12 protein-coding genes are annotated in these 14,040 nt (G+C 66.1%); 8 read left to right on the top strand and 4 right to left on the bottom strand.

Features of this window, described 5'->3' with window-relative positions; genetic code table 11:
• Positions 1-185: 185 nt before the first annotated feature.
• Entirely contained in the window at positions 186-2,585 is a 2,400-nt protein-coding gene (locus tag AB7M16_RS07600; protein WP_453943534.1) for a bifunctional diguanylate cyclase/phosphodiesterase, read from the top strand.
• 4 nt (positions 2,586-2,589) lie between these two features.
• On the opposite strand, the gene AB7M16_RS07595 is transcribed toward AB7M16_RS07600, so the two are convergent.
• Positions 2,590-3,024, bottom strand: a complete 435-nt coding sequence (locus tag AB7M16_RS07595) for a hypothetical protein (RefSeq protein ID WP_172785254.1) — start codon at positions 3,022-3,024, stop codon at positions 2,590-2,592.
• Positions 3,025-3,071: 47 nt separating this feature from the next.
• Here AB7M16_RS07595 and AB7M16_RS07590 point away from each other — a divergent pair, with 47 nt between their 5' ends.
• Both AB7M16_RS07590 and AB7M16_RS07585 read left to right on the top strand, forming a co-directional pair.
• Entirely contained in the window at positions 3,072-3,671 is a 600-nt protein-coding gene (locus AB7M16_RS07590; protein ID WP_453943533.1) for a hypothetical protein, read from the top strand.
• Between the two features lie 62 nt (positions 3,672-3,733).
• Entirely contained in the window at positions 3,734-4,333 is a 600-nt protein-coding gene (locus tag AB7M16_RS07585; RefSeq protein ID WP_453943532.1) for a YdcF family protein, read from the top strand.
• A 3-nt stretch (positions 4,334-4,336) separates the two neighbouring features.
• On the opposite strand, the gene AB7M16_RS07580 is transcribed toward AB7M16_RS07585, so the two are convergent.
• Entirely contained in the window at positions 4,337-5,680 is a 1,344-nt protein-coding gene (locus tag AB7M16_RS07580; RefSeq protein WP_453943531.1) for an aminotransferase-like domain-containing protein, read from the bottom strand.
• Positions 5,681-5,865: 185 nt separating this feature from the next.
• On the opposite strand from AB7M16_RS07580, the gene AB7M16_RS07575 reads away from it, so the two are divergent.
• On the top strand, positions 5,866-6,102 hold the full coding sequence (locus AB7M16_RS07575) for a DUF1127 domain-containing protein (RefSeq protein WP_260379936.1): 237 nt from the start codon (positions 5,866-5,868) through the stop codon (positions 6,100-6,102).
• A gap of 308 nt (positions 6,103-6,410) precedes the next feature.
• Here the strand turns inward: AB7M16_RS07575 and AB7M16_RS07570 are convergent, their stop codons facing one another.
• Positions 6,411-6,836, bottom strand: coding sequence for a universal stress protein (locus AB7M16_RS07570; protein WP_130218328.1), 426 nt, complete (start codon positions 6,834-6,836; stop codon positions 6,411-6,413).
• A 57-nt stretch (positions 6,837-6,893) separates the two neighbouring features.
• Entirely contained in the window at positions 6,894-7,430 is a 537-nt protein-coding gene (locus tag AB7M16_RS07565) for a SixA phosphatase family protein (protein ID WP_453943530.1), read from the bottom strand.
• Between the two features lie 191 nt (positions 7,431-7,621).
• Between AB7M16_RS07565 and AB7M16_RS07560 the strand changes: the two genes are divergently transcribed.
• The 4 genes from AB7M16_RS07560 to flgK all read left to right on the top strand — a co-directional run bounded on the left by AB7M16_RS07560 (position 7,622) and on the right by flgK (position 14,030).
• Positions 7,622-9,079, top strand: a complete 1,458-nt coding sequence (locus tag AB7M16_RS07560; RefSeq protein WP_453943529.1) for an NAD(P)/FAD-dependent oxidoreductase — start codon at positions 7,622-7,624, stop codon at positions 9,077-9,079.
• Positions 9,080-9,165: 86 nt separating this feature from the next.
• Complete coding sequence (gene msrB, locus AB7M16_RS07555; RefSeq protein WP_172785248.1) at positions 9,166-9,678, top strand: peptide-methionine (R)-S-oxide reductase MsrB; 513 nt, start codon at positions 9,166-9,168, stop codon at positions 9,676-9,678.
• Positions 9,679-9,855: 177 nt separating this feature from the next.
• The gene (locus AB7M16_RS07550) at positions 9,856-12,111 is read left to right on the top strand and encodes a flagellar hook-basal body complex protein (RefSeq protein ID WP_172785247.1); all 2,256 of its coding nucleotides are present in this window, start codon (positions 9,856-9,858) and stop codon (positions 12,109-12,111) included.
• Positions 12,112-12,146: 35 nt separating this feature from the next.
• On the top strand, positions 12,147-14,030 hold the full coding sequence (gene flgK / locus AB7M16_RS07545) for a flagellar hook-associated protein FlgK (RefSeq protein WP_453943528.1): 1,884 nt from the start codon (positions 12,147-12,149) through the stop codon (positions 14,028-14,030).
• The last annotated feature ends 10 nt before the right edge of the window (positions 14,031-14,040 follow it).

The raw sequence follows: 14,040 nt of genomic DNA, 5'->3' as shown, positions 1-14,040 counted from the left end.
ATTCCGCGCGGCGCTTTTGCCTGCTCGCCTCCCGCTGCCGTGGTGCTGCTTCGGTGCGCCATCGCGAGGATCAACAATGTGACCGAACTCGCTCATCTTCCATTCACCACTTCCGGAGCAGGTTTGTAGCCGGTTACCGATCGTCCACCACTGTCGGCTCAAGTGCGGGTCGATAGGGGCTGGCAATGTATCAAGTTCTCTACTGTCTCACCGACGAACATGACTGGCGACTGGTCGCCCTTGGGGGCGCAGTGTGCCTGCTCGCCAGCGCCGCGGCGATCAGCCTGTTTCAGCGCGCACGCGCGACGCACGGAGCCGGGCGTCTGGCCTGGATCGCCCTGGATGCGGCCGTCAGCGGATGCGGCATCTGGGCGACGCATTTCATCGCGATGCTCGCCTACGGCCCGGGGAGCGCCGGCGCCTACAACATCCCGGTGACAATTCTCTCGCTCATGTTTGCGATCTCCCTGACCTTCGTGGGCCTGAGCATCGCGGTGGCGTCCTCGCGCCAGGTGTGGATCGTCGTCGGCGGCGCCATTGTCGGCCTGGGCGTCGCGGCGATGCATTACACCGGCATGGCTGCGCTGGAGATGCCGGCACGGGTGGATTGGATCGGAGGCACGGTTGCCGCCTCGGTGCTGTTCGGCGTCGTCTTCGCAGCGCTCGCGCTGTTCGTCGCTGCCCGAGGTGAGGACATTCGGCATGCGCTGAGCGCGACTGCTCTGTTGACGCTCGCGATCGTCGCGCATCATTTCACCGCGATGGGCGCGGTGCTGCTGACGCCGGACCCGACGCTCGCAATCAGCGGGCTCTCGATCCCGCCCGCCTCCTTGTCGTTCCTCACTGCCAGCGCCGCCGTCGCGATCATCGCGATTGCGCTCGTGGCCGCGCTGCTCGACCGCCGCGCCAAGGGCGAACTGGGCCGTCAGCAGATCGTGCTGGACAGCGCGCTGGAGAACATGTCGCAGGGGCTGTGCATGTTCGACGCCGACGGCAAGATCATCCTGTTCAACGAGCGCTATGCCGCGATGCTCCGTCGCACCGACGTGCCGCTCACCGGCCGCTTGCTGGTCGACGTGCTCAGGGAAGAGCAGGCCAAAGGCCAGTGGCAGGGCGACGCCGATGAATTCTTCGCCCGCCTCGTCGCCGACGCGCGCGAGGGCCGCACCACGACCGACGTCGTCAACCGGTTCGGCCGCTCCATCCGGGTCGTTAACCAGCCGATGCAGGGCGGCGGCTGGGTCGCGACCTTCGAGGACATCACCGAATGGCTGGAGGCACAGGCCAAGATCTCGCACATGGCGCGCCATGACGCGCTGACCAGCCTGCCGAACCGGGTGCTGTTCCACGAACAGCTCGAGCAGGGACTGCGTCAGACCAAGTCGGGCGACCAGCTCGCGGTGCTTTGTCTCGATCTCGATCACTTCAAGGACATCAACGACTCGCTCGGCCATCCCATCGGCGATGCGCTGCTCAAGGAGGTCGGCCGCAGGCTCAAGTCCACCGTCGGCGAACAGGACACCGTGGCGAGGCTCGGCGGCGACGAGTTCGCGGTGGTCCAGATCGGGCGCTCCGAGGAGATCGCCGCGCGATCGCTTGCCGGACGCCTCGTCGAGGTGATCTCGGCGCCTTACCAGATCGACGACCATCAGATCGTGATCGGCGTCTCGATCGGCATCTCGCTGTCGCCGCAGGACGGCAGCAATCCGGACGAACTGTTGAAGAACGCGGACCTTGCACTCTATCGCGCCAAGGCGGATGGCCGCGGCACCTATCGCTTCTTCGAAACCGGCATGGATGCGCGTGCGCAGGCGCGGCGCCTTCTGGAAATGGATCTGCGCGCGGCGCTGCAACGCGACGAGTTTCAGGTCTATTATCAGCCGATCCGTGAGGTCGCCAGCGGCCGCGTCGTCGCCTTCGAGGCGCTGCTGCGCTGGAACCATCCGCAGCGCGGGCTGATCGCGCCCATCAGCTTCATCCCGCTCGCCGAGGAGACCGGGCTCATCGTTCAGCTCGGCGAATTCGTGCTGCGCTCCGCCTGCGCCGACGCGGTCACCTGGCCCGACGATGTCGACGTCGCCGTCAATCTGTCGCCGGTGCAGTTCAGGAGCCCGAACCTGATCGCAGCGGTGACCGAGGCGTTGGCCGTATCGGGACTCGGTGCGCGCCGCCTCGAGCTCGAGATCACCGAATCCGTTCTGCTCCAGAACAGCGAAGCGACGCTGACCACGCTACACGAGCTGCGCGCCATGGGCGTGCGGATCTCGCTCGACGATTTCGGCACCGGCTATTCGTCGCTGAGCTATCTGCGCAGCTTCCCGTTCGACAAGATCAAGATCGACCGTTCCTTCGTGTCGGAGCTGGCGACGCGCGAGGATTCCATGGCGATCATTCGCGCCGTGACCGGCCTCGGCCGCAGCCTCGGTATCGTCACCACGGCGGAGGGCGTCGAGAACGACGCGCAGCTCGAGCTACTCCGGCGCGAGGGCTGCACCCAGGCGCAAGGTTATCTGTTCAGCAAGCCGCGGCCTGCCTCGGATGTCGCGATCATGCTGGAACGGCCGCGGCTGCGCGCGTCGGCTTGAGAGGTCAGCTTCGGCGCAGCGCGAAATGCGCGCCGCAGAACGCCATCACGGCGCCGAGACACAGGGCGGCAAGCCCGGCGAGCACGCCCGACACGGTCGGGATCGGGCTCGGCGCCGACGCCGCCTGACCCGCTCCCGCAAGCAGGAGCACGCCAACCGCGATCAGGAATTGCCGCATCCGCTGCGGGATCTGTCCGGAAACGGCGCTCTGCATCAGGCTCGCGGTGAAGTAACCGCCGGAGAAGCCGACGGTGGCGATCAGCCACCAGGCGATCGCAGCGCCCGCCGGAATGAACTCGTGCGTGTCGGAGCGCCAGAGGCCGCCGAGGTCGAGACCGTAGCGCGCGCCCAGCATGTGCACCGCGAGCGCGAGCAACACACCGGAGATCATTGCGGCGCCGAGAATCAGGCGGCGTGGAAAAAAGGTCGTCTCAGCCATGCCTCGCTTGTAGGATGGCGGGGGGCGATCGCGCAAGCCGATCGCCGATGGGATCATTGATCGACATGCCGGGAGCTGAAGCTGGTTCGGCCACGAGCTACGCCTACAAGGCCTCGCTGATCGGCTCGGCGCATCGCTTCGAGCTGACGGAGCAGGGGCTGTCCTGGCACATCGCCGGCCGCTCCGACCTGTGGCGCTATGACGAGATCTCGGCGATCCGGCTGTCGTTCCGCCCGGTGTCGATGCAGCAGCATCGCTTCCGCGCCGATATCAGCCGCGCTGGTGGCGGCCGCGTCGCGATCCTGTCGACGAGCTGGCAGACCGCGGCGCTGATGGCGCCGCAGGACAACGGCTTTCGTGATTTCCTGATCGAGCTGCACGCGCGGATGGCGAAGGCGGGCAGCCGCGCCGAATTGACCGCGGGGCTCGGCCGCAAGACCTATGCGGCGGTGCTGGCGTTCCTGGCCGTGCTCGCTGTGGCGATGGCGGGACTCCTGATCCGTGCGCTTCTGACTGGCGAATTCGCCGGCGTGCTGTTCATCCTCGGCTTCGCCGCGCTGTTCGCCTGGCAGGTCGGCGGCTTCGTGCGGCGCAACCGGCCGCACAGCTACGGTTTCGACCGCGTGCCGAAGGCGCTGCTGCCTTAGGTGCAATCGGTCGCAATCAAACGTGACTTCGCGTCCCGCCGCGAGCGTCGCATCTTGTGGACATGTCAGTCATGGACCGGAGTACCCGTCTGCCGACGGCAGACGAGATCGCCAGAATCAACCGCACGCATCTGATCGACACGCCGCTTCGGCCAGCCGACCTGCTGTTCGTGTTCGGTACCCGCGAGGACGTTGGCTTGCGTGTCGACACCGCCGCAAGGCTGTGGCGCGAGGGCCTGTTCCGCTGGTCGATTGTCAGCGGCGGGGTGACGCTTGGCTCGGAGCAATCGGAGTGCAGCATCATCAAGGCCGCGATGGTTGCGGCGGGCATTCCGGCGGACGTTATCCTGGAGGAGGATCGCGCGATGAACACGGGCGAGAACGTCATCTTCTCGCTTCCGATCATCGATGCGGCAATCGGACTGGAGAACATCCGCAGTGTGATCTGCCTCGGCAACACCTGGACCTCGCGGCGTTATCCGATGACGCTGCATCGACATTGGCCGGCGGTCGAGAAGATGCTGCTCACCGTCGATAGTTTCGCGACACCGCGTGCACTCTGGCATACCGACGTCGAATTTCGCCGCCGCATGCTGCACGAATGGGACAAGATCGAACCTTACAAGGCGAGGGGCTTCATCGCGGACTGGCCGCAGATCTGAGCTTTACTCCGTCGAATCGAAATCATCCTCCTTGGTGCCGAGCAGCGAGACGATGGTGCGCAGGCCGGAATCGAGCTGCTCGGGCGAGGGCGGGGCCAGCGCGAGCCGCACCGCATTCGGCGCATGACCGTGTGCGATCGCGAAGGTCGAGGACGGCGTCAGCGCGATGCCGCGCCTTGCTGCTGCGGCGACGAATGTCTGCGAGCGCCAGTGCGGCGGCAGCGTCAGCCAGAGATGATAGGAGCGCGGATCGGCGGCGATCTGGTAGCCGGCGAGCAGTCTTGCGGCGGTCTGCTGGCGGCGCGCGGCATCGATGCGCTTCAGCCGGGTCAGCTCGGCGACGGTGCCGTCGGCCATCAGCCGCTGCCCGGCCGCGAGCGCATGGCCGGAGGCGATCCAGCCGCCGGTGCGCACCGCGCTCATCACACTCTCGCGCAGATGTGGCGGTGCGACGAGGATGCCGAGCGCGAGCCCCGGCGCGACCTTCTTGGACAGGCTGTCGAGCACGATACAGCGGTCGGGGCCGAGCGCCGCCAGCGGCGTGTCGTCGGCGAGGAAGCCGTAGACGATGTCCTCGATGATGGTGAGATCGAGCTTCTCGGCGATGCGCATGATGTCGGCGCGCCGCGTCGCATTCATGGTGACGCCGAGCGGATTCTGAATGATGGGCTGCAGATACAGCGCCGACAAATGCGCCTCGCGATGGGCCTTCTGGATGGCGTCGGGCCGCGCGCCGAATTCGTCCATGGGGATCGGGACCAGCGTCACCCCGAGCCGCGCGGCGATGCTCTTGACGTAGGGATAGGTTAGCGCCTCGACGCCGCAGCGGCCGCCGGTGGGCACGAGCGCGGCAAGCGCGGCTGCGAGCGATTGCTTGCCGTTGGCGGTGAAGAAGATCTGCTCGGGCTGGGGCGCAAAATCCTTGCGCGCGAGATAGGCGGCAGCAGCCATGCGCGCGCTCTTGGTGCCGGTGCTGGTCGAAACCCGCAGCGCGGATTCCAGCGCATCGATGCGCTCGAGCCCGGCGAGGCTCTTGGCGATCATGGCCCATTGCTGCGGCAACAGCGGATAATTGACCTCGAGATTGATGCGCGCGTCGGCCGGCTCGCTCATGGTCTCGACTTCACGCCTGACGTCGCCGGAGATGAACGTGCCGCGCCCGACCTCGCCGACCACGAGGCCGCGGCGGAGCAATTCCGTATAAACCCGGCTCGCGGTCGAGACCGCGATGCCGCGGTCATAGGCAAAATTGCGCTGCGGCGGCAGCCGGTCGCCGGGCCTTAACGTGCCGTTAGTGATATCGGCCGCAATGGCATCGGCGAGCTTCACGTACTCGAACTTGGACATATTGCACCGAGAGCAATGTTTTGCTTGCTCCGAGGAGTGTACTGGAGCATTTAAGTTCCATCAAGTTCCGCGATTGAGCCGAGGGGAGCGAGTGCAATCCGACGGCAAATGAGGTGCAGGCGCCACAAGCGCCCGCGCCAACGGCACCTGCTTCGCCGCGCGGGACGAAAGGCCGGAGAAGAAGAATGACCACGATCTCGCAAACTGCCGGGCGGACTTTACGCCCAACCTCATCCAGCGGATTTTTCAGTGCCCTCGCCCTGCGCGTCACTGCGCTGTTCGACCGCCTCGAGCGCCGCTCCGCCGTCAAGACGCTGAACGAGCTCGACGACCGCGCCCTGCGCGACATCGGCATCACGCGCAGCCAGATCGAGGATGCCGTGTACGGGCAGTTCAAGGCCGAGCTGTCGCGGTATCTGTGATCTCCTTCGACTGCGCGTTCCTCGCGTGTCCCGAACGCGCTGCAGCGTGAAACGCTGCTGCGCAGAGCCGGGACCGAGCGACCGCACTCGCTGATGCATGGGCCCCGGCTCTGCAGCGCATCGTCGCACCGGACGATGCTTCGCATCGCCGGGGAGACGCTGCGCTGCGTCCGGGGCACGAGAGCGGTGCCTTCGTACACAGCTGTCCCAACGTCGTCATTGCGAGCGCAGCGAAGCAATCCAGACTGTCGCCGCGGAAAGTTTCTGGATTGCTTCGCTGCGCTCGCAATGACGGAGTCAGCTGCCCCTCAGTGCCTCACCACCAGTACCGAGCACTTGGCATAACGCACGACGTGGCCGGCGTTGGAGCCGAGGAAATAGGTGCGCATCGCCGGCCGGTGCGAGGTCATCACGATCAAATCGGCCTTCATGTGCACGGCTTCCTCGAGGATCTCGTGATAGATGCCGCCCTGGCGCACCACGCTGGAGATGCGGGAAGGCTCGATGCCGGATTCGCGGGCTACGATGGCGAGGGCCTCTTCCGAGGTCTGGCGCTGCTGCTCGTCGAAATCGGCCGGAACGTATTCGGCCAGCATCACCGGCGTCATCGGCAGCACGTTGAGCAGGCGCACCGTGCCGCTCCAGGTCTGCGACAGCGTCGCCGCGGTCGCGATCGCCGGCTTGGCGAGATCGGTGTCGGCGAGGTCGATGGGCACGAGGATGGACTTGAACATCTGCGCCTCCCTGTGAACCAGGCTGGATCAACCGGTCGAGACGGCGCCCGCGCGTCTCTAGCCCGATCGAAGCAGCTTGGGGCTGACGAACAGCACCAGATTGCCGCGGCGGTAGGCCACGTCATCCCAATCCTTGACGTCAAAGTCGAAGATCGCAAGCCCCGCCGTGGGCAGGTTGTGGCCGAGTGCCTTGGCGCCATCAGGATCACCGCCGCCGATCAGCATCAGGGCGACCTCGTGCATGCCGGGATTGTGGCCGATCAGCAGCAACCGCTTCGAATCGGCCGGGGCGGTTGCCGTGCGAATCGTTTCCAGGATCTGCGCGGGATCGGCGCCGTAGAGTTCCGGCAGGACCTCGACCTGCGGCGCCCGGACGCGGTCCTTCATCGCCTCCCAGGCGATGTCCCAGGTCTGCCGGGCCCGCACGGCATGGGATACCAATACAGTATCAGGGAAGGGCGGATGGGCGGCGATCCAGTCGCCCATCTGCGCGGCATCCTTGTGGCCGCGGTCGTCGAGCCGGCGGTCCTGGTCACGGCCGCTCGGTGCGTCCGTCTCGGTCTTGGCGTGACGCAGCAGCATCAAACGGCGCATGGCATTCTCGAATCGTTCCACGTCCAGGATAATCTACAGGCGCCGGTTGAGGACAAGGTGACAGGCGCCCGGTTGGTATGAAGCGCGCTGAGATTAGAACGAATCATCACCGCGCTTCAGGTTGTTATTTTGAGCATGATCTTACCGGAAAACCGCTGCACACTTTTCCGGATCATGCTCTAAGAAACGCTATGAGCGAGACTTTCACAAGCGTGTCCCAGGAAGAAGCCGGCTTTCGCGACCGCGTGCGGCTGTCGTTCGATCTCGATGCCGACATTTGTGTGATCGGGGCGGGGCTTGCCGGGCTTTCCATCGCGCTGGAAGCGGCCCGGCTCGGGGCCAGCGTCGCGGTGCTCGAGGGCCGGCATGTCGGCTGGAATGCCTCCGGCAACCAGCTCGGCACCGTGATGCCGGGCTTTGCGCTGCCGCTCGCGGACCTGATCGAGCGCATCGGCTTCGAGGACGCCCGCGAATTGTGGACGCTGTCGAAGCAGGGCGCGGAGTTCGTCCGGGCCAACGCCAGCGAAGAGAACATGCCGGGGATCGGCGTCAGCGACGGCGTGCTGGAGCTTTCCAACGTCGATGCCGGCGACCGGCTGATCAGCCGGTTGCAGATGCTGAACGAGGATTTCGACACCGAGGTCGAGGGCTGGCAGGTCGATCGCGTGCGCGGTGCGCTCAAGACCGACCGTTACTTCCACGGCGTGTATTATCCGAAAGCGTTCCAGGTCGACGGCCGGAAATATGTGCACGGCCTTGCGGCGATGGCGCGGCGGGCAGGCGCCCGCATCTTCGAGGACACGCCGGTCGTCAGCATCGATCATTCCGGCATCCGCAAGCGCATCGTCACGCCCTCGGCACGGCTGCGCGCGAGCCACATCGTGCTCGCAGGCAACATTCATCTCGGCGCGCCGTTGAAGCGCCTGTCGGAGACGCTGCTGCCGGTCTGGCGCTATGCCGGCATCACCGCGCCGCTCGGCGAGCGCCTGCACGAGATCATCGCCTTCAAGGGATCGGTGATGGATTCCGACGGTGTCGACCATTTCCGGATCGTCGACGGCGACCGGCTGATGTGGGAGAGCCCGGAGACCACCTGGGCCGCGCGTCCGCAGCGCTTCGCCGGCGCCGTCAGGCGGCGGATCCGGACGATCTTTCCCGAGCTCGGCAATGTCGAGATCACCGACATGTTCGGCGGCGCCACCGGCCAGACCGTGCACGGCATGCCGCAGATCGGCCAGCTGCGCAAAGGCCTGTGGGTGGCGAGCGGGTTCGGCCGCCAGGGGATGAACACCTCGGCCATGGCCGGACAGATGATCGCGCGGAGCATCTTGTGGGGCGATGAGCGCTGGAAGTTGTTCTCGCCGTTCGAGTTGGTCTGGGCGGGCGGTGCCACGGGGCGCGTCGCGGGCCAGCTGGTCGGGATCTGGGGCAGGGCGAGCTCCGCCGCCGCAGGTGCGCTCGCCCGCTATCGCGAGCGCGCCAGGGTCAAGGACAGGGAACGCGAGGCCCGCCTCGCCGAAGCCAACCGGGCCGCCGGCACCGGCCCGCGCCGTCCGCCGCCCGGCGTGCGGCCGCGGCCGGCGCCACCGCCGAAAGCTGCGGTCGGGGCCGCGGAACCGGTTGTGCAGGACGACCGCGTCTCGCAATAAGTTGAGCGAAATTCCGCCCCAACGTGTAACGTCGGCCTCAGAAGCCCGTATCTCAGGGCGTGGACTTCCCGCGCACGGAGAATGACATGCTTGACCGCCGCATCCTGCTCACGACTGTCGCCGGCCTGTTCGGCCTTACGGCCTTCCGCTGGCTGAGAGGAACACCTGCCGAGGCCGGCGAGAAGGCCGCGCAAAAGTTCGAGATCACGAAGACGGAGGCCGAATGGCGGGCCCAGCTCACGCCGCAGCAATATGAGATCCTGCGCAACCACGGCACCGAGCGGCCCGGCTCCAGCCCGCTCTTGAAGGAGCACCGCAAGGGCATCTTCGCCTGCGCCGGCTGCGACCTGCCGCTGTTTGCGTCCGAGACCAAGTTCGAGAGCGGCACGGGCTGGCCGAGCTTCTATGCGCCGATCGAGGGCAATGTCGGCAAGACCGAGGACCGTACCTACGGCATGGTCCGTACCGAGGTGCATTGCCGGCGCTGCGGCGGCCATCTCGGCCATGTCTTCGACGACGGCCCGAAGCCGACCGGATTGCGCTATTGCATCGATGGTTTCGGGCTGGTCTTCCACCCGGCCGCGGCGTCGGCGACGTAAGGGAGTCCCGGCAATTGTTGCCGGTCCCGGCAAATGTGCCCCGGTCATCGGGCCGGGGCCTTTTCATTAAGTCATTGATTTCCTGAAGATACCAGCATTGGCATAGGCCTTGCGACGTCTCTTTCCGATTGCGGCCATGGTCGACCGGCCGCCGAGATCGGATTTGGAGACAAAGTTATGGGTATCTTCGATGCAATGAACACCTCGGTGGGTGGCCTGCAGGCGCAGTCCTTCGCGCTGCAGAACATTTCCGGCAACATCGCGAACTCATCCACCACCGGTTACAAGGGCATCGGCACCAGCTTCGTCGACCTCATTCCGGACTCCTCGGTCCCAAGCAAGCAGGTCGCAGGCGGCGTGACGGCCAACGCCAAGGCCACCATCACCACGCAGGGCACGATCTCGTCCTCCAGCGTCGCCACCAACATGGCGATCACCGGCGACGGCTTCTTCTCGATCCAGAAGGCGAGCGGCGTGGTCGACAATGTGCCTGTCTTCACCGGCGTCACCTACTACACGCGGCGTGGCGACTTCCAGCTCAATGCCAATGGCAACCTGGTCAACGGCGCCGGCTATTACCTGATGGGCGTCACGGTCGACCCGAAGACCGGCAACCCGACCGGCAGCGTGGCGAACGTCCTGCAATTCCAGAACAACTTCATTCCGGCGCAGGCGACCACCTCGATCCAGTACGCGGCCAACCTGCCGACCCAGCCGAACACGGTGGCGAAAACCACCGCCGCGACCGGCACGCTGCTGGCGGCCGGTGGCTTGAACCCGTCCGATTTCGCAGCCAACCCGCTGCCGGTCGGCACGCCGCCGGCGCCATATACCAACGCAACGGTGTCAGGCGCGGCTGCAACCGGCAACATCCGCTCGGCCTACACGTCGACGACGGCAACGGGCACGGTGGCGCTCCAGAACAATTCGTCCGCCGTGGCTTCCACCACCACCTCGCTCGACAACACGGTCGGCACCCATCTTGCTTCCAGCATCCTCACCGCGCTGAGCGGGCAGGTGCTGACCGTCAATGGCAACACCGTCACCTTCAACGGCGGCACGACCGTCTCGACGGTCGGCAACAACACCACGATCGGTCTCGGCGCGGGCACGACGGCCACGGTGGCGGACATCCTGAACGCGATCCAGACCGCCGGCGGCGCCGGCGTCACCGCCTCGCTCAATGCCAGCGGCAACATCCAGATCGCGACCGGCACCGGCACCGACGTCGCAGTCGGCAGCGGCACGGCCGCCACCGCGCTCGGCATCAGCAGCGTGACGCGTGGCGGCAACGTGCTGTCCTCGCCGGCGATCTCAGGTGCGACGGTGCTGAGCGGCAGCGCGACGGCCGGCGGCGCCCAGGTGCTCACATCCGGCTTCTCCGCCGGCGACACCATCACCGTCAATGGCCAGACACTGACCTTCGTATCGCCGCCGACGGTGCCCAGCGCCACTCAGATACTCACCACCGACAACGTCACGACCTTGCTCGGCAAGATCGACGCGCTCTCCGGCGCTTCGGGGTCGTCGGTCAGCAGCGGCGGCGTGATCACGCTGAACACCGGCACCGTCTCCAACCTTTCGGTGTCCAGCTCCAACAGCGCTGCCTTCTCCGCGCTCGGCTTCACGTCGACCATCACCAAGAACCGCGACGGTGGCGGCACCGCCGGCACCGGCGGCGTGATCGGTAACGACATCGGCACCTTCACCAAGGAATCGATCAGCGGCGGCGCCGTGACGGCCTACAACGCCGCCGGCACGCCGGTGAACCTGCAATTGCGCTGGGCCAAGACCGACAGTGCCTCGCTGGGCGCGGGCCATTCGGATAGCTGGAACCTGTTCTACCAGACCGACCCGAACGCCACCGGCACCACGGTCGGCTGGGTCAACACCGGCCAGACCTTCACCTTCGCCGCCGACGGCTCGCTGACCTCGCCGAGCGGCTCGGGCATTACGATCAACAACGTCACGGTCAGCGGCCAGTCGCTCGGCTCGGTCGCCTTCAACATCTCCTCGGGCGGGCTGACGCAATATGCCAGCACCAGCGGCGCGGTGACCATCAACACCATCACCCAGAACGGCTATTCCGCCGGTCAGCTGCGCTCGGTCGCCGTCAACAACAATGGCGTCGTGGTCGGGACCTTCTCCAACGGCCAGAACCTCAACCTCGCCCAGGTGCAGCTGTCGCATTTCAACGGCACCAACTACCTCAAGGCGATGGACGGCGGCGCTTATGCCGCGACCGAACAGTCGGGAGACGCCATCGACGGCGCCTCGGGCACCATCAGCGGCTCGTCGCTGGAGGGCTCCAACACCGACATCGCCGACGAATTCACCAAGCTGATCGTGACCCAGCAGGCCTATTCGGCCAATACCAAGGTGATCACGACCGCGAATTCGATGGTGCAGGATCTCCTCAACGTGTTGCGCTGAGCGGCGCGTGACGTAACCAAAGGCGGGCCAGTGATATGGGTTTGAGTTCAGCCCTCGCCAGTGCGATGAGCGGTCTGCGTGCCAACCAGGCCGCGCTCTCGATCGTCTCCTCGAACGTCGCCAATGCGCAGACGCCGGGTTACGTCGTCCAGACGCCGAACCAGATCGAGGTCACCACCGGCGATTTCGGCGCGACGGCGATGACGACCGGCGTCAGCCGCGAGCTCGACGCCTATGTGCTGAACCAGCTGCGGACCGAGACCGGCGGCAGCGGTTACGCCGACCAGATGGCCAACATCCTGAAGCAGCTTCAGAATGTCTATGGCACGCCCGGCAACAGCGGCACGCTCGAAGCCGCGCTGAACAAATTCACCACGGCGCTGCAGGCGCTGTCGACCAGCTCGGGGGCGTCGTCGGCGCAAACCGTCGCGCTCGGTGCGGCGCAGGCGCTCGCGACGCAGCTCAACGTCACCACCAAGGGCATCCAGTCGCTGCGCTCCAACGTCGAGCAGGACCTCGGCAACTCGGCACGGGCCGCCAACGCGGCGATGCAGCAGATCGCCGACATCAACACCAAGCTCCAGGGCCTGTCGCCCAATGATCCCTCGGCCGCCACGCTGATGGACCAGCGTGACCAGGCCATCAACACGCTGTCGAAATATGTCGACGTCCGCGTCACCACCGACGGCTCGAACCAGACCAACATCTATACCACGACCGGCATTCAGCTGGTCGGCGCGGGGCTCGCCTCGGAGTTCTCCTTTGCCTCGGCCGGCGCGCTGTCGGCGACCTCGCTCTACAACATCGACCCCACCAAGTCCGGCGTCGGCGCGCTCAACATCAAGCTGCCGAACGGCTCGCAAGTGGACGTTGTCGCCAACAACGTAGTTTCGTCGGGGCAGATTGCGGCCGATCTGAAGCTGCGCGACGAGACGCTGGTGCAGGCGCAGAACCAGATCGACCAGTTCGCCGCCACGATGGCGAGCGCATTGTCCGACAAGACCACGGCCGGCAGCACCGTCTCCGGCTCGCCGGCCGGTTTCGACCTGGAGCTTGCCGGCGCGCTGCCGGGCAACACCGTCAACATCACCTACACCGACACGGCCACCAACACGCAGCGCCAGATCACGCTGGTCAACGTGACCGACCCGGCGGCGCTGCCGCTCCAGAACGCGACGAACGCCAACCCGATGCGGATCGGCGTCAACTTCGCCGGCGGCATGAATGCGATCGCGTCCGCGCTGAACACTGCGCTGTCAGGCACGCATCTGTCGTTCTCCGCAGCCCCGTCACCGGCGACCGCGACGACGTTGCGGGTGACCGACGACAACACCGGCCTTGCCAAGGTCAACTCGGCCTCGACCACCAAGACGATCTCGTCGCTGACCTCGGGCAATCCGCAGCTGCCGCTGTTCACCGACGGCGGGCAGGCGCTCTACACCGGCGCGATCACGGCATCGGGCTCGCAGATGACCGGCCTTGCCGGCCGCATCGCCGTCAACACGCAGCTGGTCGCCGACCCGACCAGGATGTCGGTCTACAACACCTCGCCGGTGACGCCCGCGGGCGACACCACGCGTTCGGACTATCTCTATTCGCAGCTCACCAGCACGGTGTTCTCTTATTCGCCGCAGAGCGGCCTCGGCTCGGCGGCCCAGCCCTTCACCGGCAGTGTCTCGAACTTCCTCCAGCAGTTCCTGAGCGTGCAGGCCAACGCCGCGACCCAGGCGACCCAGCTCCAGCAGGGCCAGAGCGTGGTGGTCTCGACGCTTCAGGCCAAGTTCGACTCGACCTCCAAGGTCAACCTGGACGCGGAGATGTCGAACCTGATCCAGCTGCAGAACGCCTACGCCGCCAACGCCCACGTCATGTCGGTGGTGCAGAGCATGATGAACACGTTGATCCAGGCTCAATTGTAAGCAGTAACAG

It is taken from the genome of Bradyrhizobium sp. USDA 372, assembly GCF_053629095.1.
This window is presented reverse-complemented; position numbering and strand designations above follow the sequence as displayed.

Coding starts and splice junctions, on each gene's coding strand:
- AB7M16_RS07600 (WP_453943534.1), top strand. CDS start 186: ATGTATCAAGTTCTCTACTGTCTCACCGACGAACATGACTGGCGACTG.
- AB7M16_RS07595 (WP_172785254.1), bottom strand. CDS start 3,024: ATGGCTGAGACGACCTTTTTTCCACGCCGCCTGATTCTCGGCGCCGCA.
- AB7M16_RS07590 (WP_453943533.1), top strand. CDS start 3,072: ATGGGATCATTGATCGACATGCCGGGAGCTGAAGCTGGTTCGGCCACG.
- AB7M16_RS07585 (WP_453943532.1), top strand. CDS start 3,734: ATGTCAGTCATGGACCGGAGTACCCGTCTGCCGACGGCAGACGAGATC.
- AB7M16_RS07580 (WP_453943531.1), bottom strand. CDS start 5,680: ATGTCCAAGTTCGAGTACGTGAAGCTCGCCGATGCCATTGCGGCCGAT.
- AB7M16_RS07575 (WP_260379936.1), top strand. CDS start 5,866: ATGACCACGATCTCGCAAACTGCCGGGCGGACTTTACGCCCAACCTCA.
- AB7M16_RS07570 (WP_130218328.1), bottom strand. CDS start 6,836: ATGTTCAAGTCCATCCTCGTGCCCATCGACCTCGCCGACACCGATCTC.
- AB7M16_RS07565 (WP_453943530.1), bottom strand. CDS start 7,430: ATGCGCCGTTTGATGCTGCTGCGTCACGCCAAGACCGAGACGGACGCA.
- AB7M16_RS07560 (WP_453943529.1), top strand. CDS start 7,622: ATGAGCGAGACTTTCACAAGCGTGTCCCAGGAAGAAGCCGGCTTTCGC.
- msrB (WP_172785248.1), top strand. CDS start 9,166: ATGCTTGACCGCCGCATCCTGCTCACGACTGTCGCCGGCCTGTTCGGC.
- AB7M16_RS07550 (WP_172785247.1), top strand. CDS start 9,856: ATGGGTATCTTCGATGCAATGAACACCTCGGTGGGTGGCCTGCAGGCG.
- flgK (WP_453943528.1), top strand. CDS start 12,147: ATGGGTTTGAGTTCAGCCCTCGCCAGTGCGATGAGCGGTCTGCGTGCC.